This is a genomic window from Rhizobium ruizarguesonis (assembly GCF_017357285.1).
GTDB lineage: Bacteria > Pseudomonadota > Alphaproteobacteria > Rhizobiales > Rhizobiaceae > Rhizobium > Rhizobium ruizarguesonis.
The window spans coordinates 2,237,775-2,258,353 of record NZ_CP071678.1; the positions used below are offsets into that span (position 1 = coordinate 2,237,775).

The window sequence follows — 20,579 nt, forward strand, 5'->3', positions numbered from 1 at the left end:
TCTTGTTTTCCATATCGAAACGCAGCGAAGTCGAGCCTTTTCACGCCATGGACGTCTTGGCGGAGGCGACGAAGCGGCGTGCGGCCGGTCATCCCGTGATCTCGATGGCGGTCGGTCAGCCCTCGCATCCGGCACCCCAAGCGGCACTCGAAGCGGCGCGCACAGCCCTTGTCGAAGGCCGGATCGGCTATACCGATGCGCTGGGGACGGCACGGCTTAAATCGGCGCTCGCCTGGCACTACAAGGATCGCCACGGCCTGGAGATTGATCCCACGCGTATCGCCATCACCACTGGTTCCTCGGCGGGCTTCAATCTCGCCTTCCTGTCGCTCTTCGATGCAGGTGACGCGGTGGCGATCGCAAGACCCGGTTATCCCGCCTACCGCAATATCCTCGGCGCACTCGGCCTGAAGGTTCTCGAAGTGCGCGTAACGGCCGAGACCCACTTCACCCTGACGCCGCAAAGCCTCGAAGCGGCGCAGAAGGAAAGCGGCATCACGTTGAAAGGCGTGCTGCTCGCAAGCCCGGCCAACCCGACCGGCACGGTGACTGGCCGCGATGGGCTGAAGGCGCTTGCGGATTATTGCGCAGCCCATTCCATCGCCTTCATCTCCGATGAAATCTACCACGGGCTGACCTTCGCCGGCGAGGAGGCAAGCGCGCTCGAACTGACCGACGAGGCGATCGTCATCAACTCCTTCTCCAAATATTATTGCATGACCGGCTGGCGAATCGGCTGGATGGTGCTTCCCGAGCGCTTGGTGCGGCCGATCGAGCGGGTGGCGCAGAGCCTCTATATCTCCCCGCCCGAGCTCTCCCAGATTGCCGCCACGGCCGCTCTTGGCGCTGGCGCCGAACTCGATCGTTATAAGGCAAGCTATGCCGCCAATCGTGATTTGCTGATGCGGCGACTGCCGCAGATCGGCCTTTCTATCGCCTCGCCAATGGACGGCGCCTTCTATGCCTATCTCGACGTCACCCGCTTCACCAATGACAGCATGGGCTTTGCCAAACGCATGCTCGCGGAAATCGACGTCGCCGCAACACCCGGTCTGGATTTTGATCCGCTGGAGGGAAATCGAACGCTGCGTCTGTCCTATGCGGGCTCGCAAGCGGAGATCGCCGAGGCGGTGGAGCGAATCGCAGCCTGGTTGAAGTAGCGCTCACGACCGGGCAAGCGGCAGTGCACTCTCCTATCGTCAGCTGCGCGACGAAAACAGCGAAGCGAACGTCGAGGACGGTTTGTTATTCAGCCGCGGCACCACCACGAGCTGCTTGATGTCGCCGCGCTTGTAGGCAGCGAGGAAACGGCGGTAGTCCTTGAAGGAGACGCAGCCGTTGGAATCGCCGTTCTTGCCGAGCATATAGGTATGGGCGAGAAGGCCGACACGGTCATAGATGGCGTCCGAACCCTGGACCGGCGTCAGCCGCAGCGCCTCGACCCCATGGAAAAGGCTCTCGCGTATGGTGAGGACATAGGTGTGCGGCGGCGTTGGTCCGCGCATCTTCTTGTTCACGTAACGCGGGTTGTCGCGCATCTTGCCGAGCCCGGAATGGGCCTCGAGCCGTTCGCCGTTCGGCAGATAGACGGTGCTGTTTTCGATATCGTAGATCGCCACGCCTGCGCGCAGCTTCGGCGAGAAGACCGGCTTGTCGTAGCGCGGCACTGCGTCGTCCTCGTCATCCTCGATCGGCGAGTTCGGCTGGGCATAGGCAAGTGCAGGCTCGCCAGCGCGCTGCGAACCCTTGGAGGCCAGTGCCGGTTTGCCGATGAGGCCATCAGGACGTGCCATCGGCAGCGGCACGGAACCTTCGTCCGGCGCCAGCACGAGATCGAAGGGCGGCGCGTCGTCCGCGGCGGCAACGACCACCGGTGCGGGTTCCGATGCGGGAATTGAGGCCGTTTTGACAGGAGATGCGGTCGGCTCGACCGGAGCCGGCGCGATTTGCCGGGATCCGGCATCGGCAAGCGCAAGCAGGGCCGGGAGTTCGGCTGCGGCGACGGCCTCCTTTGAGGGAACGATGATCCGGTCGCCGTCGTCTTCATCCGTCTCTGCCGAGGCGAGTTCGACCGGCGGCGCGATGACATCGTCCTTGCGGAATTTGACGCTGTCGGAAATCGCGGCCACGACCGGTTGCTCGGCGGCCATGGTGAGCCGACTGTTTTTTGTAAGAGCCGCTAGCGCCGTTGCTGCGGCGGCGGTCTTTTCGGCATGGGATTGAATGAGGCTCGCCGTCAGCGGTATCGCCGGCTTCGCATCGAAGGCGGCAAGCCGGTCGGCCTTGCCGACATGGATCAGCCTCTCATGGCGCGGTGACGGCGCCACCTTCGGCACAGTGCCGACCTCTGCCAGGCGATCCGACGGAGAATAGGGAGTGGCGATCGAGTGCATCGTCGCGAAGGTCGCGATCAGCCATGTCGAGGTCAGAAATCCGGCGCCAACAACACCGCAAATGAAACCGCGAGATCTGCGCCAACGGAAAGCAGATCTGCCAAGAGGGGTGACGTCATCGAACGTCCCGACCGCACACGCCATACTACACTCGTCTTTCAAACTCGCTACGCAGGCCGGCGGCACTGACTGACTAAACTTCGCCGGGGGCCGGTAAAGGCGCAAATGGGCCGAATTTAGACCAACCGCGACTTCCGACTGTTTCGCAAGGATGACGAATTATGGTTTCTAATTTGTTTACGGGGCGTTGCAGTTTTTCACGACGTCTCAAAAAGAGATGTGTTGGGGCTTCTCAGGCGCGCTCCATCACATAACTTCCCGGCGCTTCCTCGATCGCGTTCAACGCATCGCCGCCGGGTTTGCGGGCTGGCACGCGTCTGCCGTCATGCGTCTCGATCCAGGCCTGCCAATGCGGCCACCACGATCCCGGGGTCTCCGTCGCCTGCTCGAGCCAGCTCTCGTAGTCTCCCTTGGCCGGGCCGCCGGTCCAGAATTGATATTTCTTCTTGTCGGGCGGGTTGACGACGCCGGCGATATGTCCCGAGCCGGTCACGACGAATTCCACCTTGCCGCCGAAGAAATGGCTGCCGAGGAAGACGGACTTGGCAGGCGCAATGTGATCCTCGCGGGTGGCGAGATTATAGATCGGGATCTTCACATCCTTCAGCGACAAGGACTTGCCGTCGAGGATCATCTCGTTCCGCGTCAGCGCGTTCTTGAGATAGCAATTGCGCAGGTAGAAGGCATGGTTTGCCGCCGCCATGCGGGTCGAATCGGCATTCCAGAACAAGAGGTCGAAGGGCAGGGGATCCTGGCCCTTGAGGTAGTTGTTGACGAAATAAGGCCAGATCAGCTCGGAAGCGCGCAGCATATTGAAGGCCATCGACATCTTCGTGCCGTCGAGATAGCCGGCCTCCTGCATATGCTCCTCGAGCGTCGTAAGTTGCTCTTCGTCGACGAAGACCTTGAGGTCGCCGGCATGAGTGAAGTCGACCTGGGTGGTGAAGAGTGTCGCAGTCTTGATGCGCTTGTTCTTCTCCTTGGCATGCAGTGCAAGCGTCGCCGCCAGCAGCGTGCCGCCGACGCAGTAGCCGACGGCGTTGACTTCCTTTTCTCCAGTCGCCTTCTCGATTGTATCAAGCGCGAAATCGATGCCCTCACGGGCATAGGCCGCCCAATCCTTATCGGCGTGGCGTGCATCCGGGTTGACCCAGGAAATGACGAAGACGGTCTGACCCTGGTCGACGCACCATTTGATGAAGGATTTCTGCGGGTTGAGGTCGAGAATATAGAACTTGTTGATCCAGGGCGGGCAGATCATCAGCGGCCGCTTCAACACCGTTTCGGTCGAAGCGTCGTACTGGATGATCTGGCAGATGTCGTTCTGGGCGATCACCTTGCCTGGCGTCAGCGCCATGTCCCGGCCAACGGCAAATTTCGTCATATCGGTCTGGCGAAGGCGAAGATCACCATTTCCGGCAGCGATATCCTCGGCCAGCATCTTCATTCCGCGCACCAGATTGGCGCCGCTGGTCGCGATCGTCTCGCGGTAGAGCTGCGGATTGGTGGCGATGAAGTTGCTCGGCGAAAGCGCTGCCGTGATCTGCTTCACGTAGAAGCCGGCCTTATGCTTGGTATGCTCGTCGAGGCCGTCGGTCTCCAACACCAGCTTTTCCACCCAGTCGGTGGTGACGAAATAGACCTGGCGGAGAAAATCGAAGAACGGATTCTTCTGCCAGTCCTCGTCCGAGAAACGCTTGTCCTTGCGGGTGTCCGGCTCGGGTGGCGTGAGATCGCCCTGCATGCGCTGCATTGAGCGCATCCAGATGCCGAAGAACGAGGACATCAGCTGCGTCTGCGCCTCGAAGGTGCGGCGCGGATCGGAGATCCAATATTCGGTGACCTTGGAAAGCGTCTTGACCATATCGGTCATTGGGTCGACGGCACTATTGGTGATCTCGCCGCGTTCGCGCGGCGCAAGCCAGGCAGACGCTGCTTGCCCGAGATTTTCGAGCGCCCGGGCAAAATTCATCGCCATGGCCTCGGGATCCTTCAATAGATAGGGATCGAGATCGGTCGCGTCGAAGCCGGCCTTGCCGCCATTCCCCTGCTTGCTGTCGGTCACCATTTCCTCCGGCGGCAGCACCACTCTTTTTATCCATTCGTTGTACATCGTGATCGAACGAGAAAACAAGTTCCACCCGCATCGGCTCATGCTATTGCTTTGTGGCTGCGACAAATTTAACAGTCGACGCAATCAGAACTGGATTTTTGAGGCATGACAAAGAACGGCATTCGGCGCATCGCAATCCTCAACCGCACCGCACTGATCTGCGCCGCGGCGGCGATGGCGCTTGCCGGATGCAATCTGACGGCGGAACAAAAGGCCGCAGCCGCCGCCAAGCGAGCAGCACCCACTGCCGTCGTCATGCCGGCCACCAAGGGCGAGGCGGCCGAGGGCGGCCTTGCAAAATACCCGGACGGCTATCCGAATTTCGGCGCGCCGCTGACGGCTGCCAATGTCCAGATGAGCGACGAGCAGGCAGCCGAACTGCAGCATCAGCTGACGGCACTTGGCGCCCGGCGCAAGGCCGGCACGATCTCGGACGCTGAATATCAGGCCAAGGTCGCCGAAATGCGGCGTCTCGCCGCCGAGCACGGCACTGATACGCTGTCTGAAATCTCCAAATAGACCTTGCCTTTCAGGCAATTTGGACGCAAAGCCATTCCGAATGGATCGGAAGATGCAATTTTCCTGATAATGCGCATTATGCGGCCTTTCCGTCAAAGATTTGCCGCGTGGCTTGGGTCTGATGAATACGGCGTTGCGATTCTGAAGTTCGTGTCGCAGCCGCCGGAAGACGGAACGAACTTCGACTGCGGCCCGAAATGCCGCCTTTCCATGGGGAATGAGATGGAAGAGTTTCACAAAGTCCGGCGTTTGCCGCCTTACGTTTTCGAACAGGTCAACCGTTTGAAAGCAAGCGCGCGAGCGGGCGGCGCCGATATCATCGATCTCGGCATGGGAAACCCAGACCTTCCCACTCCCCAGTCGATCGTCGACAAGCTGTGCGAGGTCGTGCAGGATCCGCGCACGCACCGTTACTCGTCCTCCAAGGGCATTCCGGGGCTGCGCCGTGCCCAGGCCGCCTATTATGCCCGCCGTTTCGGCGTCAAGCTCAACCCGGATACGCAGGTCGTCGCCACCTTGGGCTCCAAGGAAGGCTTCGCCAACATGGCGCAGGCAATCACCGCGCCCGGCGATGTGATCCTCTGCCCGAACCCCACCTATCCGATCCACGCCTTCGGCTTCCTGATGGCAGGTGGCGTGATCCGCTCCATGTCGGTGGAGCCGGATGCGAGCTTCTTCGAACCGCTCGAACGTGCCGTCCGGCATTCGATCCCGAAGCCCTTGGCGCTGATCCTCAACTACCCCTCGAATCCGACGGCTTTTGTCGCGACGCTCGATTTCTACAAGGACGTCATCGCCTTTGCGAAAAAGCATGACATCATCGTGCTTTCCGACCTTGCCTATTCGGAAATCTATTTCGACGGCGCCCCGCCGCCGTCGGTTCTCGAAGTGCCGGGTGCGATGGACGTGACGGTCGAGTTCACCTCAATGTCGAAGACCTTCTCCATGCCCGGCTGGCGCATGGGCTTTGCCGTCGGCAACGAGCGGCTGATCGCCGCCTTGACCCGCGTCAAGTCCTATCTCGACTACGGCGCCTTCACGCCAATCCAGGTGGCGGCGACGCATGCGCTGAACGGCGATGGTTCCGACATTGCGGAAGTCCGCAACGTCTATAAACGTCGCCGCGACGTCATGGTCGAAAGCTTCGGCAAGGCCGGGTTCGAGGTGCCGCCGCCGGCTGCGACGATGTTCGCCTGGGCGAAGATCCCGGAAAAGTTTCGTCATCTCGGTTCGCTGGAATTCTCCAAGCTGCTGGTCGAGAAGGCCGACGTCGCCGTTGCCCCGGGCATCGGCTTCGGCGAAATGGGCGACGACTACGTCCGTCTGGCACTTGTCGAGAATGAACACCGCATCCGCCAAGCTGCGCGCAACATCAAGAAGTTTATGTCGACGGCAGACGAGACGATGCACAACGTCATCTCGCTGAACGCCCACCGCTAATCCAACTCTCGGGCAGCCGCGTTCGGCGGCTGCCGCCACACAGACATTTCAGGATCGATCCATGGCAGATGCCCTCAAAATCGGCATTGCGGGCTTGGGCACCGTTGGCGCCTCGCTTGTCCGTATCATTCAGCAGAAGAGCAACGAGCTTGCCGTCACCTGCGGGCGTCCGATCACCATCACGGCGGTCTCCGCGCGTGACAGGGCGAGGGACCGCGGCATCGATCTTTCTGCCGTTACCTGGTTCGACCGGCCGGAAGAGCTTGCCGAAAAAGGCGATATCGACGTCTTCGTCGAGCTGATAGGCGGCGCCGAAGGGGCGGCCAACGTCTCCGTGCGCACGGCGCTCCAACGTGGTCTCCATGTGGTTACAGCCAACAAGGCGCTGCTTGCCTATCACGGCGTCGAGCTTGCGACGATCGCCGAGGAGAAGGGTTCGCTGCTGAACTTCGAGGCAGCGGTCGCCGGCGGCATCCCGGTCATCAAGGCGCTACGCGAATCGCTGACGGGCAATTCCGTCTCGCGCATCTATGGCATCATGAACGGCACCTGCAATTACATCCTGACCAAGATGGAGAAGGAGGGGCTTTCCTTCGCCGAATGCCTCAAGGAAGCGCAGCGGCTGGGTTATGCCGAGGCTGATCCAGCCTTCGATATCGAGGGCAACGACACGGCCCACAAGCTTTCCATCCTGACGACGCTCGCCTTCGGCAATCAGATCGCCGCCGATGACATTTATCTCGAAGGCATCACCAACATCTCGATCGAGGATATCCACGCTGCCGCCGAGCTCGGTTATCGCATCAAGCTCTTAGGCGTTGCCCAGCGCACCGATACCGGCATCGAGCAGCGCGTTCATCCCACAATGGTGCCGGTCGATTCGGTCATTGCCCAGGTCGACGGCGTCACCAATGCGGTGGCGATCGAATCCGACGTGCTCGGCGAACTGCTGATGGTCGGCCCTGGTGCCGGCGGCAACGCCACGGCCTCGTCGGTGCTTGGCGATATCGCCGATATCGCCAAGAGCCAGCCGGGCGCCCAGCGCGTGCCGGTGCTCGGCCATCCCGCAGCGACGCTGGAGCCCTACCGCAAGGCGCAGATGCAGAGCCACGAGGGTGGTTATTTCATCCGCCTGACCGTGCTCGACCGCACCGGCGTCTTTGCCAGCGTCGCAACCCGCATGGCGGAAAACAACATCTCGCTGGAATCGATCGTCCAGCGCTCCAAACAGCATCTGGCGCCATCGCACCACCAGACGATCATCCTCGTCACCCACGCGACGACGGAAGAATCGGTGCGCAAGGCGGTCGCCTCGATCAAGTCGGAAGGTTATCTCTTCGGCGAGCCGCAGGTCATTCGCATCGAGCGGCCCAAAGAAGAAGGCTGAACCCCTTTCCATTGCCGGAGGACGTTGAGCCGCCCTGTCTCTGCAGGGCGGTTTTTCTGTTTTTTGTTCAACCCTCCGTTACAGAAGTCTATATTAACAGATACCGAAATATTGATATAATTAAACCATAGATGGTGAGTCGCCTGCGTGGAGAATTTCATGAGCAAGGACAGCCACGCCGGGAAGGGGTATGGCTGCCCGAGCGAGGTGCCGCCGGACCATCCTGATATGCTTGGGGAAATCCTCAAGCCGGCCTACCGTGAAATTCGTCAAGAGGTCTCTGATGAGGCTGATGACGAGGAAAACACGGAAGGCCGCAACTGGGCCATTCTGCTGACGCTGTTTTCGTTCCTGCTGGTGCAGTTCGCCGGCATCGCCATGATCATCTGGGCGGTGTTTTGGTAAAAATGCGTGTCTGCAAATCCACCGCTATGTTATCTCCGCTGCTCCTGTAGAAAGAGCAGATGAAGTCAGCGGAGTATGGCATGGCAGATCTCGTCGATCCGGTACAGCGCGCGTTTCTCGGCGTGGAGAAATCCGCGCTCGACAATCGTTGGGTGGCGCGGCTCGACCAGGCCGGGCAGAACCGTGCGCTGGCCATGTCGCAGATTCACGGACTGCCGGATCTGATCGCCCGGGTGCTCGCCGGGCGCGGCGTGACGGTGGACGAGGCGATCGCATTCCTCGATCCGACGATCCGCAGCCTGATGCCCGATCCCCATACACTGACCGATTGCGAAAAGGCTGCAACCCGGCTGGTGAGCGCAATCGAGCGCGGCGAAAGCGTTGCGATCTTCGGCGATTACGATGTCGACGGCGCGGCCTCCTCGGCGCTGATGTTCCGCTTTCTCAGCCATTTCGGCGTCAGGGCGACCATCTATATCCCCGATCGTGTCTTCGAAGGTTACGGCCCCAATCCGGCGGCGATCAACCAGTTGATCGACAACGGCGCCCAGTTGATCATCACCGTCGATTGCGGCTCCACCAGTCATGAGGCTCTGGCCGCCGCTGCCGCGCGCAATATCGATGTCGTCGTCATCGATCACCACCAGGTGACACATGAGCTGCCGCCCTGCCATGCGCTGGTCAACCCGAACCGCGAGGACGATCTCTCGGGGCAGGGGCATCTTTGCGCGGCCGGCGTCGTCTTCATGGTGCTGGTCGCGACGCTCAGGCTGCTGCGCGCAGCCGGCAATAAGCGCATCCTGGCGATCGACCTGCTGCAGTGGCTGGATATCGTGGCACTGGCGACGGTCTGCGATGTCGTGCCGCTGAAGGGGCTCAACCGTGCCTATGTGGTAAAGGGGCTTGTCGCTGCCCGGCACCAGAGCAATGCCGGGCTTGCCGCACTCTTCCGCATGGCGGGGCTCGCGGGTCCCGTGACCCCCTATCATTTCGGCTTCCTGATCGGCCCGCGCATCAATGCCGGCGGGCGGATCGGCGACGCGGCACTCGGAAGCCGGCTGCTGACGCTCGACGATGCCGGCGAGGCGGAGGTGATCGCGCAGCGTCTCGACGAACTCAACCGCGAACGTCAGGCGATGGAGGCGATCATGCTGCAGGAGGCGGAAGCCGAGGCGCTCGCCGAATATGGTGACGGCGAGGGCGCCTCCGTCATCGTCACCGCCCATGAGAAATGGCATCCCGGCATCGTCGGGCTGATCGCGGCGCGGCTGAAAGAGAAATTCAAGCGCCCGGCCTTCGCGATCGCCTTCGATCCATCCGGCCGCGGCACCGGCTCGGGCCGCTCCATCAACGGCTTCGATATGGGCAGAATGGTGCGGTCTGCGGTCGACGAAGGGATACTCGTCAAGGGCGGCGGCCACGCGATGGCCGCGGGGCTGACGGTTGAGCGCGCCAATCTCGGCAGGCTGAGAACCTTCTTCACGGAGAAGGCGGCAAAAACGGTGGCCGGCCTCGTGGCCAACGAGACGCTGAAGATCGACGGTGCGATCGGCGCAAGCGGCGCCACGCTCGAACTCATCGACCGCCTGGAGGCCGCCGGCCCCTATGGTTCGGGCCACGCGCAGCCGCTCTTTGCCGTGCCGGCCCATCGTTTGCGTGACGCCCGCCTGGTCGGCGAGAAACATGTGAAGGTGACGCTGGAGGCCATGGACGGATCGCGACTCGGCGGCATCGCCTTTCGCGCCGCCGATACGCCGCTTGGCAATCTTCTCATCAATTCACGCGGTGCCAGCCTTCATGTCGCCGGTTCGCTCGGTGCCGACCACTACCAGGGCGCACGCCGCATCCAGCTCCGCGTCTGCGATGCAGCGCCGGCGAAATAGAGTGGTCGCGCAAGAGCGCTGACGATGGGAAGTGCCAAGGGAGAGAAAGTGGTACGCCCTAGGGGAGTCGAACCCCTCTTCCCAGAATGAAAATCTGGTGTCCTAACCGATAGACGAAGGGCGCTTCCTTCGTGGTGGCGCCCTTATAGTCAGCGCCTTCGAAGGCCGCAAGCGCCAAGGCGCGAAAAAATCATCGTTTTCGCCGATTTATTTCGGCTGTGGCAAATCGAGGCTCAAGCTACGGCGGAGCGGAGGTCAAGCCGGCGGGTTAGGATGAGCAGCGTCGCGCGAACCCGAAGGGTTCTCCTCGAAAAGACTCATAGGCCCTGCCAATGTCGATCGAAACGGATGACGATGGCCTATCATCAGGAGTGGTACGCCCTAGGGGAGTCGAACCCCTCTTTACAGAATGAGAATCTGTCGTCCTAACCGATAGACGAAGGGCGCAGGCAGCCTCGTTAAAATAGGAGCGCGCGCTGGCTTCTGCAAGCGGAAGTGATGGCTTCTTTATGGAGAGAAAGTGGTACGCCCTAGGGGAGTCGAACCCCTCTTCCCAGAATGAAAATCTGGTGTCCTAACCGATAGACGAAGGGCGCTTCCTTCGTGGTGGCGCCCTTATAGTCAGGCGTTTTGAATCCCGCAAGCGGCAATTGCGGTTTCTTTCAAAAAAATGACAGGAAATCCGAGTGGGTTCGCGAAGTCGATTATTGAAGCCGAATCAATAGGCTGCCGATGGTTTCTTTAATGAGACGAGGTGGTGCTGCCGCAGCGTTATGCGAAAATCGCGCGGCCGTCAGATCGCCCTTGCGGTCGTCATCGGCGCGCGTTTGCCGCCGCAGCCCCAGTTCCAGTCACGCGTTTTGCCGGTATCGAGGTGGACCGAATCCGTATGGCAATAGGTGCCGACGCCGCCGCGGTCCGGCAACGACCGGATATAGGCGGCGATATCCCATTTCGCGACGCCGTCGATCTGGATGTCGGCGGCCTCGCAGCTCTTGTGCATCGATTCGTCTGCGCCGCCGACCAGGCGGTTATGCTCTTCGTCTCGATAGCCGGAGGTGACGATGACCGGTCGGCCGAAATGGTTTTCGACCGTCTTGATCACCTTCAGCAGAGCGGGCTTGAAGCAACCGACCTCGACCTTGTCGTTCTGGAGATGCAACCCGTTCGGCGCGATGCGCGTCATGCCGGGCAGGGCGGCCTTGTGCAGCAGGCCGGAGAGGCTGCCGAGCAGGTTCTGCTTCGGCGCGCTGTAGAGCGCATTCATCGTCGAGGTCGGAATGCTGCCCGTCGCCAACGACGCTGTCTGCACAGGCGCAAGCTGCGTGCTGTTATTCTGTGAGGATTGCTGCGGCAGCACCGGCTCTGCCGGCTGTGTGGGCACGGGCGGCTGGCTGTAGACGCTGCTTCGCGCCGGTGCTGCACCTTCCACCGGCACATAGGCTTGCGGCTGAATGACGGTGGACGTGCTGTTGTTCTGCGGCGCCGGCTGGTGATCGGAAAAGATGCTCATCGCCTGCGCGTTGATCCGGGTCGACTGCAGGACGAGCCCGCCGATATTGGCAGGCGCCGCTGTCGCCGGATCGGCGGGCGGAGCGGCGGCATTCGGATTTTGTGCCACGACCTGAGGCGCGGCTTGAGCGCCGGAGACGTTGACGAGCCGGGGATCCGTATAGACCGAACGTGGGGCAGGGCTTGCGGGCGCTGCCGTGGCAAGCTGCGGTGCTGCGGCTTGTGCTGGAACCGCTGCGGCGGAATCGAGTGCCTTCTTGTCCGACGCGCAGCCGGTCAGCGCCAGCACCGAGGTGGCGATCAGCAAAGCGCCCGTCACGGGCATCATCTGCATGTTACGCAAGTGACAGTCTCCAGTTGATGCAGAAAATCGGCGAAAAACGCTTTTCTTCCGCTTCGAGTCGCCAGGAGATTGCCTGCGGGGCCGGATCGCGGCAAGCGTCAAGGCGCCGGCCGGACCCGAAATCGAAAAAGCCGCAAGCCTCGCAAAAGCCTTGCGGCGAAAAGCCTTACCAGGCGCCGGTATTGCCCATCGAGGCCCAGGGTTCGGCGGCCGGAAGGGGGCTGCCCTTTTGCAGGATTTCGATCGAGATGCCGTCGGGCGAGCGCACGAAGGCCATGTTCCCGTCGCGCGGCGGCCGGTTGATGGTGACGCCGTTGTCCATCAGATTCTGGCAGGTCGCGTAAATATCGTCGACCTCATAAGCGAGGTGGCCGAAATTGCGTCCTCCGCTATAATCTTCCGTATCCCAGTTGTAGGTCAGTTCGAGGCAGGGAGCTTTTTCGCTGCGCGCACGGTCGAGATCGTCGCGAGCGGCCAGAAAAACCAGGGTGAAGCGGCCTTTCTCGTTTTCGTGGCGGCGAATCTCCTCCAGCCCGAACAGCGTGGTGTAAAAAGCGAGCGAGGCGTCCAGGTCTTTGACGCGTACCATTGTGTGGAGATAACGCATTCTATCTACTCCTTTATTGGGGCTGGCTTTTTTCAGCGAGCCGAGGTCAGCTTCGGGCAAGTCATCTTTATAAAATGTGCAGCTGGGAATAACCGAAAACTAGGACTTGCGCTTATCCGTTACCAAGATGTTAATCTTGATTTCAAGAATCAGTTAACCGTAACAGTGTGACGCGTATTCGAGGGGCTGGCGACAATGGCTGACAGGATTTCATCGAACGAATACTCCGACCTCGACGAGCTATCGGGAGAAGCGGTCGATCTTGTTGAAATCACCGGGGTCGTCAAGTGGTTCGACGTCGCCAAGGGTTTCGGCTTCATCGTGCCCGACAACGGCTTGCAGGATGTTCTCCTGCACGTGACCTGCCTGCGACGCGACGGTTACCAGACGATCCTCGAGGGAACGCGCATCGTCGCCCTCATCCAGCGCCGCGAGCGTGGCTATCAGGCTTTCAAGATCCTCTCGATGGACCAGTCGACCGCGGTTCATCCCTCGCAGTTGCCGCCGGTGCGCACCCATGTGCAGGTCACCGCGACGAGCGGCCTCGAGCGTGCGCTCGTCAAGTGGTTCAACCGCACCAAGGGCTTCGGCTTCCTGACGCGCGGCGAGGGCACCGAAGACATCTTCGTGCACATGGAAACGCTCCGCCGCTTCGGCCTGACGGAACTGCGCCCCGGCCAGGTGGTCCTCGTGCGCTTCGGCCCCGGCGAAAAGGGCCTGATGGCCGCAGAGATCCATCCTGACGTTCCGAGCCCGGCAAGCCGGTCGCACTGAACATGCGCGGCCTAATCCTATTTGATGCCATCAAAAGCGCCATATTGGCGCTTTTTTTCATGGTCGCGCTGCCGGCTTTGGCCGAGGAGCAGATGCGGTTCGACAAGGAGCCGCTGCTCATCCAGACCGCGGCGGGCAAGGTGCTGCATTTCACCGTCGAGATTGCCTCGACCCCGGATCAGCGCGCCCGCGGACTGATGTTTCGCAAGGTGATGGCCGACAATGCCGGTATGATCTTCGATTTCGACGAGCCGCGGCGCGTCACCATGTGGATGGAAAACACCATCCTGCCGCTCGACATGCTTTTTGCCGACGACACCGGCACGATTCGCCACATCAAGGAAAAGGCAGTGCCCTATTCGCGCGACATCATCGATTCGATGAGCGCGGTGAAATACGTCGTCGAACTCAATGCCGGCATCGTTGCCAAACTCGGAATCAAGCCTGGCGACAGGATCGTCAGCGCCACGACGACCAAGAAGGCGAAGTAACGGCGCGCGCGACCGCGAGCGGCGCTGCACCTGTCAAGGAATTCAACAATATCGGGATATTTGAATGGTCGGAGTGGAGAGATTCGAACTCCCGACCCTCTGGTCCCAAACCAGATGCGCTACCAGGCTGCGCTACACTCCGTGCCGTGAATGGCAGGGGAGATACACGGTTCACTTCGCCGTCGCAACCCATAAATCCAGCTCTGGCCGAAGATTCCTCGCCGGACCTGTGGATGCAATACAGAAAAATCTTGATAGGTCGCCAGTGTGCTTGATCGCGCGAGTCCGTCTGCCTGGCGCAATTGGCGTCAGGGCAAGGCTACCTTAGCCGTGAGCGATCAGGCCGATATATTGAGCGTAGCTGATGGCAAGGTAGAAGAACGCCGTGATACCAGCCCCTATCACAATGGCATTGAACTCCGCCGAACGTCTCATCATGAGTGCAAATCCACTGAAACCAACTGAGCCGTAGAAATAGTGCCGAGGGCTGGCTGCGGCAATCAGGATGCAATCACAACATGCGACGATCGGTAACATTGCGCAATCCGGCCGGAGTCGCTTGGCCTTCAAGAGATGGCTGGCGCGACACGAGGGGAAGAATGCCCAGAGGCGCTTGTCCGCGGATATTCTTTGTTCCCCAACGCATCGGCTTGTCATGGGATGGAGCCGGCGGCGTCGTCGTGCACCGCCTTTTTCCTTGAAAAGGCGGGGATTCGCAGCTAAGCAAAATTCATCTCTTTGCGTTATCCTCAGCGATGATGCAAAAGGCCCGGCGCGGGCCGGCAACGGGCCGGCAACGGGATTGAGACCATGAAAGGCGGGCATTGTCCCGCATAGTCGGAGACGCTGCAGTCATGTCTGCCAAGATCTATCGTCCAGCCAAGACCGCCATGCAGTCCGGCAAGGCCAAGACCCATCTCTGGGTGCTTGAGTTCGATCAGGAGTCGCCGCGCAAGATCGATCCGATCATGGGCTACACCTCTTCGGGTGATATGCGCCAGCAGGTGAAGCTCACCTTCGAAACGCAGGAACTCGCCGAAGCCTATGCCCAGCGCAGCGGCATCGAATACCGCGTCATCGCGCCGAAGGACCCTATCCGTCAGGTTGTCGCCTATCCCGACAATTTCCGTTATACCCGCACGCAGCCCTGGACGCATTGAGATTTCTGGTCCAGATATGCCGCATCCCGGTCGCGCTCCCAGGCGCGGCCAACAGACGGCCCCTTAGCTCAGCTGGATAGAGCACCTGCCTTCTAAGCAGGTTGTCGCAGGTTCGATTCCTGCAGGGGTCGCCATCCATTTTTCAAGTATATGTTTTTGCTTTATTTTCAGTCTTGAACCCCTCATCGGATTTGGTTTGAGGGGTTAGGCTGTTCTCGTTAAGTTTCGCAGCGCCCGAAATCAAAGTGGCGGCATGACCAATCCACCTCGCATGCCTCCAAAACCGCTGCCGCACGAAGGTGCGCTGCAAGTCTGGCGAAACCGCAGACACAAAAAAAGCCCCACTACGGAGCGGGGCTAAGGTTGAGGTGGGTCGCATAGCGAAGTGTAACGAATCTCCGCACGGCCCGAAGGTTTTACGATCAACAGAGCATATTGTTCCCGTGCCGACAGATTTTCTTTAATCAGTCGCACCATTAGTTCGGCCTCTTCGGGCTCCAGGTGCGCGCGAAGCCTTCCGTGAGCAGTTTCTTCCCGATCTTTTCCCCGTTCGTCCGATAGATGTTGACGAGCGGACGGTGAGACAGGGTTTTGTCGACTGCGCCGCTCAATACGATCCGCAATCCCTTTTCAGCCAAAAGCTCTTCCAACCTTCCCTTGGCGATCAGCGCCAGCTTCCGTTCCTTGATGCACTTCGCGTGCGATCCAATCTCCGGCGTCTCGATGCCCGTGACGAACGGAATACCTTCCCCCAGCAGTCGCATGTTCTGCCCGCTCAGCGATGCGCAAATAACCAGTCCGGCAATCATGAACCTTCTCCCATGCTCGGCCGATAAGACCGCGCAGACTTGATCGAAGCGGGCCGATCCATTCGCGAACCGACCCGCCGATGAAACACAAGTGCCGACCTGTCATATTGAAACGCTGCCATCATTGCGGCGGCATTGTCGGTGGTCAGCAAACCACCATGCCCATGGTGCGTTTCGCGGAGCAACGGCCCTACAATTATGCCTGTGCTTAACACCTGCGCCCTTCCGGTATTCCGTGCTCGCTCTTGTCGTTTCCAACAGGTCTTCATCTTAGCGTTTCACCAACCTGTAATCTGAGGACGATTGATGCATTAACTCACGCCATCGTCCCAACGTCGACGGTGCCTCCAGGCTTGATGTAATTGCCGCCCCTTATCAGCAGAGCCCAAACTATTCGCGCGGTCTTGTTGGCCAATGCTACTGCCGCCACTTTAAAAGGGCGCCGCTTCCGAAGCTTTGCTAGCCACGGAGAGACTCGTTCAGCTGTTTTGGCGCTCCGAATAACCGACATTGCTCCGGTTACAAGCAGAGTTCGGAGGTGGCTATTTCCCATCCTGGAAATATTGCCCAGCGCCTGGCTCTCTCCGCTCGAATGACTTTTCGGAGTTAGGCCAATCCATGCCGCAAAATGGCGGGCCGATTTAAATCCACTAAGGTCAGGAGCAAGCGCTGTGATGGCGACTGCAATTATAGGCCCGACGCCAGGGATGGTCATGAGTCTCTTGATATCGGCGTCGTTCTTCGTTCGAGCTAGGATTTCGCGATCAAGTCGTGCGATGTATTCGCCCAGAAACTCAATCTGTTTAGGAATTTGCTGCAAGGCGAAGCGAGCGGAAGCCGGAATGCGACCGTCGTGCTCATCGTTTGCGATGGCGATAAGTGCCTTCAAACCAGTTGTACCTTGGGCGGTCGCGACCCCCAGTTCAGCCAAATGGGACCGAAGTGCATTAATCGCTTGCGTCCTCTGGCGTATGGCCAGGGTGCGCGCCCGGAAGATCATGCCCGATGCCTGTTGTTCAGCAGATTTGACGGGGACAAATCGCATCGTCTTTCGCGTCAAAGCTTCGTTGATCGCTTCCGCGTCATTGAAATCGCTCTTTCCCCGCTTCACAAAGGGCTTCACATAGGCTGGATGGACCAACGGACCTCATGGCCGAACTCGGCAATGCGGCGAGCCCAATGATGAGCGGTACTGCAGGCCTCGAGGCCGACCAGGCACGGTGGCAATTTCGCGAAGAATTCGAGAAGGTCTGCCCGTTTTATTTTCCGATTGAAAACCGTTGAGCCATCAGCGTCGGCAGCATGCACTTGGAAAACGTTCTTCGCTATATCCAGTCCGATAGTCGCTATTTTCTTCACGACACAACTCCTCAGGTTGGTGAACAACGGCGAGGATTTTGTCGTTTGTTTCACGTCGACGGCAAGAGGGTGCGCCGGCCTCTGATCGAGGATCTTGTGCCTGCCGGCGGGGGACGGACGACGGCAAGCTGCGGCATGCTTCTTGTAAGGGGCTGCGCGAAGCCGCTGATCAACTGCCGGTTTATGAGTTGGACGACATACGCTAAGGTTCAACACCGGCCAGCCTCGTCGATCGTCAAACAGCCACCCTCAGTCTTTGCTAGTAACTTCCACTTGATCCCTTCTGTTCGGCCTTTTGATTCTCTTGGCCAGCAAAACCGTCGACGAGATCCCACCGCTCAGCATCTTTAGAAAAAGTATATTGAAAAAGGTGAGGGAATACGCATTTCCGACAACTGTTGTCGAAGCGCCTGCACCGTAGATCGGCAAAGGAGTGAGAAAAATTAAAGAAACGAAGGTGAGCACGGATGCCAAGTCCGCTTTCACAACTCTTTTTAGATCGGCAACTATAATTTCTCGGCTCAAACGGGAGGAAATGATATAAATCGAAAACAATAGTGTCTTCACGACCGTAAATGTGATCAGAGAAAACGAAAGGCATGTATAAAGGGCGACCTGTTCTGGATGGTTCTCCGCCAGCCATGGCAGTTCATAGTGGTATTTCGGTAGAATAACCAACAAGTATCTTAGGTGCGGGGCGATGTAATCCAGTACGCCTCCTCTGGTCAGCCAAAGAAACAAGATCGACATAGACAAAACAGCCATATCGAGGGGCGGACCGCTAATATGGCTCTCATATCGTTTGATAAAGTTCTGATTTTGAAGGCGAAAGAAAAGATCAACCCCGGCTAAACTTTTAAAAATCATTTACGTCCAGCCTTTGCCCCGAACTATGCCTGAAAAACCCAATCGAAGGGGCGGGGCGCGTCTTAGTGGGAGTGGGCGGAGTCTGTCAAGCATAACGCCCGTCTACCATTCCCGTCGACCTCTCCATCTTCGTCGAGCTCGTGCACCGGCAGATAGGTGTTTCTTCTCCATTCACTCCCGCACGATATATCTGATGGCGTCTTCTCGCGTCAGCATCAGCTCGCTCGAGACGTTCCGTAGGGCCTCTTCAGTATCGTCGTCGAGAGCGATGGAACCGGAGTTGCGCACGAGCAAGGCGGCGCGACGCAGCATGATCTGCAGATCTGCCCGGGAAATGTCGGCGATGCGATCGGCGGCGTCTTCAAGGAGGGTGGGCATATCGGGCATGGTCAGGGTTTCTCCGGCGCCTGAGGTCCTTCTGAGCCGATTAGCATATCGGAGTGGCGAAGGCACCCACAGACGATGCTAACCTTCTGCCCCGTCGTCAAAAGCGTACGCGTCATTATTCCGAGGAAGAGGCGGGAGCCGGACGGTTGTCATACGCACCTTCGCGTGCAATTCTGCCGCGTAGGCTGTTTAAGCAAGGTGCACATGGCGGTAACAACATTCGCATCTCCACCCTGGTGGAGAATTGCCGTTGCAGTAATTGTAGTGCCTTTGGCGGCATCCTTCGCATATGCGGTTTACAGCCCAGCCTATCAGGGCTTGCCGGATATGATGGAGCGCGTTGTCCAAACAACTGAAGTCGTCGCATTCTTCGGTGCTTATCCGCCAACTGTTGCCTTGGGAATTCCATTGATACTCTATTTCAGGGGACGAGTAAGGGCGTCCCTTGCAAATTGTGCGATGGCCGGGGCCTCCGTTGCTACCTTCCCGTGGTTATGCCTAACTGTATTTTTCGGCCCGGATAAGGCCTACACGAATGATCACATCACCTATCAAAACGGAATGATGACGTGGTGGGGGTTGCTGGAAACTACCGAATTGCTCACAGAAATAGCTGTATTCGGAATTGCCGCCGGTGGACTGTTCTGGCTAATCGCCGCGGCCGGCATCAAAAAACAGCCCCCTTCTAAAGTGTTTGATTAGCGGCTCTCGATATTGCCCGATCGCGATCGATCCAGAGCTGCGCAACAGCAGCGCCGCGCGGCGGAGCATGATCTGAAGATCCGATCGCGAGAAATCTGCGATCCGGTCGGCGGCGTCCTCGAGGAGGGTGGCGGTATCGGGCGTTGTCATCGGCTCCTCAATGCTCCACGCATATGTCTCGTGCCGGCGACAATCCGCGGCGGTTACCTTGATGGTAACCGCCCGCAATCGCAGTCTAACCGATACGCCGGACGTGAGGAAACTGAGGGGCAGTCGATAAATTTCCGCAGCGGAACCAATGGCGTCAAACTACCCCTCAAATCCGAGCATATTCACTGAAATCACTGCATAAATTGTGATTCTTGGCAATCCTGCAGGGGTCGCCATTTTTCAAGTGTCCATCCATGCAGCATGCCGTTCGCCGAACAGGTAGAGCGGCTTCCGTAAAACGAAGTTGCTGGGCCGTGGACCGTCTATCCGATTGGAACACGCATTTACGGCCATGTCTTCGGGCGACATGATTATCAACGAAAACTATGTAGGTGTCGCGAAAGATGGGTGTCCGCACCGTGCTCATAGGCTTCCCGGGCGTTGGTAAGTTGACCATCGCGAAAGAGTTGAGCGCCATGGTTTCGGCAAAAATTGTCGACAACCACTGGGTCAACAATCCGATTCTGCGTCTGCTGGATGAGGATGGAACGGCCCCGCTTCCAAAGGGAATATGGGAGTTTACAGGTCGATTTCGACAAACCGTCCTTGATGCAATCACCGCTTACGCGCCGTCCGCCAATTTCATTTTCACCCTGCCGGCTTGGAGGGCTGCCGAAGCCTGCGACGCCGTTTTGGTGCCGGTGCGTTTGCTGTGTGATGAAGAGGATCTGGCTCGCCGGGTTTCGAACCCCGAGCGACGCCAAAGGTTGAAATCCACGGATGTGGCAGCCTCGAGGGATCGCAGTCGGAGGGCGGGGGTTTTCGATCCACTCCACCCAAACACATTGGTGCTCGACGTCACTTCCGCATCACCGGGAAAAACGGCCATCGCAATCCGAGAGCATATTCTAAAGGTCCTTGGCGACCTGTCAGCCTGAAATTCGTCGGAGTTGATTCTATTCGCGCTACGATCGTCGATACGCCTGATGGCGGGAGGTGAGGCGTTCTGACGAGCTATCGGTTTACGCAAAGCCGGCCCGAAAGGCCGGCTGACGCCTGTCGAAAAATCGCAGCGCGCGGATGGGGCTCCCTCATCCGCGCGCCGAAGTAGCCGACTTTTGCGGCCAGCGTGTTGTGGCGATCGGACGACCGCCACAA

Annotated in this window: 18 protein-coding genes, 5 tRNA genes and 3 pseudogenes; 12 read left to right on the plus strand and 14 right to left on the minus strand. The window is 59.2% G+C overall.

Translation table 11 applies throughout. The features are described from left to right. Window positions 1-2 precede the first annotated feature (2 nt). The gene (locus tag J3P73_RS11135; RefSeq protein WP_130661498.1) at window positions 3-1,160 is read left to right on the plus strand and encodes a pyridoxal phosphate-dependent aminotransferase; all 1,158 of its coding nucleotides are present in this window, start codon (window positions 3-5) and stop codon (window positions 1,158-1,160) included. A gap of 39 nt (window positions 1,161-1,199) precedes the next feature. Here the strand turns inward: J3P73_RS11135 and J3P73_RS11140 are convergent, their stop codons facing one another. Together J3P73_RS11140 and phaC are read right to left on the minus strand one after the other, a co-directional pair. Then, window positions 1,200-2,537, minus strand: coding sequence for a DUF2778 domain-containing protein (locus tag J3P73_RS11140; RefSeq protein WP_130655295.1), 1,338 nt, complete (start codon window positions 2,535-2,537; stop codon window positions 1,200-1,202). 208 nt (window positions 2,538-2,745) lie between these two features. Continuing rightward, complete coding sequence (gene phaC, locus J3P73_RS11145) at window positions 2,746-4,581, minus strand: class I poly(R)-hydroxyalkanoic acid synthase (RefSeq protein ID WP_226306679.1); 1,836 nt, start codon at window positions 4,579-4,581, stop codon at window positions 2,746-2,748. A 150-nt stretch (window positions 4,582-4,731) separates the two neighbouring features. Between phaC and J3P73_RS11150 the strand changes: the two genes are divergently transcribed. From J3P73_RS11150 to recJ, 5 genes are all read left to right on the plus strand, one after another. Continuing rightward, window positions 4,732-5,145 carry a hypothetical protein gene (locus J3P73_RS11150; protein WP_018073419.1) on the plus strand — a complete coding sequence of 138 codons (414 nt, stop codon included), beginning with the start codon at window positions 4,732-4,734 and terminating at the stop codon, window positions 5,143-5,145. 222 nt (window positions 5,146-5,367) lie between these two features. Continuing rightward, window positions 5,368-6,585, plus strand: a complete 1,218-nt coding sequence (locus tag J3P73_RS11155; RefSeq protein WP_024320683.1) for an LL-diaminopimelate aminotransferase — start codon at window positions 5,368-5,370, stop codon at window positions 6,583-6,585. A gap of 61 nt (window positions 6,586-6,646) precedes the next feature. Next, the gene (locus tag J3P73_RS11160) at window positions 6,647-7,972 is read left to right on the plus strand and encodes a homoserine dehydrogenase (RefSeq protein WP_018073421.1); all 1,326 of its coding nucleotides are present in this window, start codon (window positions 6,647-6,649) and stop codon (window positions 7,970-7,972) included. 159 nt (window positions 7,973-8,131) lie between these two features. Beyond that, window positions 8,132-8,377 carry a hypothetical protein gene (locus tag J3P73_RS11165; protein WP_018073422.1) on the plus strand — a complete coding sequence of 82 codons (246 nt, stop codon included), beginning with the start codon at window positions 8,132-8,134 and terminating at the stop codon, window positions 8,375-8,377. 80 nt (window positions 8,378-8,457) lie between these two features. Next, a complete protein-coding gene (recJ, locus tag J3P73_RS11170) occupies window positions 8,458-10,260 on the plus strand; it encodes a single-stranded-DNA-specific exonuclease RecJ (RefSeq protein ID WP_207579968.1) in 1,803 nt (600 codons plus the stop codon). Between the two features lie 49 nt (window positions 10,261-10,309). Here recJ and J3P73_RS11175 read toward each other — a convergent pair. The 5 genes from J3P73_RS11175 to gloA form a co-directional block, all read right to left on the minus strand. Beyond that, a tRNA-Glu gene (locus J3P73_RS11175) sits at window positions 10,310-10,384 on the minus strand. A gap of 248 nt (window positions 10,385-10,632) precedes the next feature. Further along, window positions 10,633-10,707 (minus strand) — tRNA-Glu (locus J3P73_RS11180). Window positions 10,708-10,781: 74 nt separating this feature from the next. Next, window positions 10,782-10,856 (minus strand) — tRNA-Glu (locus J3P73_RS11185). 197 nt (window positions 10,857-11,053) lie between these two features. Beyond that, window positions 11,054-12,106, minus strand: coding sequence for a YcbK family protein (locus J3P73_RS11190; protein ID WP_425328905.1), 1,053 nt, complete (start codon window positions 12,104-12,106; stop codon window positions 11,054-11,056). 175 nt (window positions 12,107-12,281) lie between these two features. After that, window positions 12,282-12,722: a lactoylglutathione lyase gene (gene gloA, locus J3P73_RS11195; protein WP_018073425.1), complete on the minus strand. Its 441-nt coding sequence runs from the start codon at window positions 12,720-12,722 to the stop codon at window positions 12,282-12,284. Between the two features lie 195 nt (window positions 12,723-12,917). On the opposite strand from gloA, the gene J3P73_RS11200 reads away from it, so the two are divergent. Beyond that, window positions 12,918-13,496, plus strand: coding sequence for a cold-shock protein (locus J3P73_RS11200; protein ID WP_018073426.1), 579 nt, complete (start codon window positions 12,918-12,920; stop codon window positions 13,494-13,496). Window positions 13,497-13,498: 2 nt separating this feature from the next. Continuing rightward, window positions 13,499-13,987: a DUF192 domain-containing protein gene (locus J3P73_RS11205; RefSeq protein ID WP_018073427.1), complete on the plus strand. Its 489-nt coding sequence runs from the start codon at window positions 13,499-13,501 to the stop codon at window positions 13,985-13,987. Window positions 13,988-14,052: 65 nt separating this feature from the next. Here J3P73_RS11205 and J3P73_RS11210 read toward each other — a convergent pair. Together J3P73_RS11210 and J3P73_RS11215 are read right to left on the minus strand one after the other, a co-directional pair. Further along, window positions 14,053-14,129 (minus strand) — tRNA-Pro (locus J3P73_RS11210). Between the two features lie 182 nt (window positions 14,130-14,311). Next, window positions 14,312-14,524: a hypothetical protein gene (locus J3P73_RS11215; protein WP_020397615.1), complete on the minus strand. Its 213-nt coding sequence runs from the start codon at window positions 14,522-14,524 to the stop codon at window positions 14,312-14,314. 317 nt (window positions 14,525-14,841) lie between these two features. Between J3P73_RS11215 and J3P73_RS11220 the strand changes: the two genes are divergently transcribed. Further along, window positions 14,842-15,147: an ETC complex I subunit gene (locus J3P73_RS11220; protein WP_018073429.1), complete on the plus strand. Its 306-nt coding sequence runs from the start codon at window positions 14,842-14,844 to the stop codon at window positions 15,145-15,147. A gap of 57 nt (window positions 15,148-15,204) precedes the next feature. Beyond that, window positions 15,205-15,281 (plus strand) — tRNA-Arg (locus J3P73_RS11225). A 342-nt stretch (window positions 15,282-15,623) separates the two neighbouring features. On the opposite strand, the gene J3P73_RS11230 is transcribed toward J3P73_RS11225, so the two are convergent. The 4 genes and pseudogenes from J3P73_RS11230 to J3P73_RS11245 form a co-directional block, all read right to left on the minus strand. Beyond that, on the minus strand, window positions 15,624-15,956 hold the full coding sequence (locus J3P73_RS11230; RefSeq protein WP_207579970.1) for a thermonuclease family protein: 333 nt from the start codon (window positions 15,954-15,956) through the stop codon (window positions 15,624-15,626). A gap of 316 nt (window positions 15,957-16,272) precedes the next feature. Beyond that, window positions 16,273-17,315, minus strand: a pseudogene (locus tag J3P73_RS11235) (IS110 family RNA-guided transposase). A 249-nt stretch (window positions 17,316-17,564) separates the two neighbouring features. Beyond that, on the minus strand, window positions 17,565-18,182 hold the full coding sequence (locus J3P73_RS11240) for a hypothetical protein (protein WP_018073431.1): 618 nt from the start codon (window positions 18,180-18,182) through the stop codon (window positions 17,565-17,567). Between the two features lie 62 nt (window positions 18,183-18,244). Further along, window positions 18,245-18,575, minus strand: a pseudogene (locus tag J3P73_RS11245) (CopG family transcriptional regulator). Between the two features lie 198 nt (window positions 18,576-18,773). Between J3P73_RS11245 and J3P73_RS11250 the strand changes: the two are divergent. Beyond that, window positions 18,774-19,271 (plus strand): hypothetical protein, encoded by a 498-nt coding sequence (locus J3P73_RS11250; protein ID WP_075223906.1) that lies wholly within the window; start codon window positions 18,774-18,776, stop codon window positions 19,269-19,271. An 18-nt stretch (window positions 19,272-19,289) separates the two neighbouring features. On the opposite strand, the pseudogene J3P73_RS37520 reads toward J3P73_RS11250, so the two are convergent. Next, window positions 19,290-19,421 (minus strand): annotated as a pseudogene (locus J3P73_RS37520) (CopG family transcriptional regulator); the annotation flags it as partial. 404 nt (window positions 19,422-19,825) lie between these two features. Between J3P73_RS37520 and J3P73_RS11255 the strand changes: the two are divergent. Then, on the plus strand, window positions 19,826-20,359 hold the full coding sequence (locus J3P73_RS11255) for a DEAD/DEAH box helicase family protein (RefSeq protein WP_207579971.1): 534 nt from the start codon (window positions 19,826-19,828) through the stop codon (window positions 20,357-20,359). Window positions 20,360-20,579: the final 220 nt, after the last annotated feature.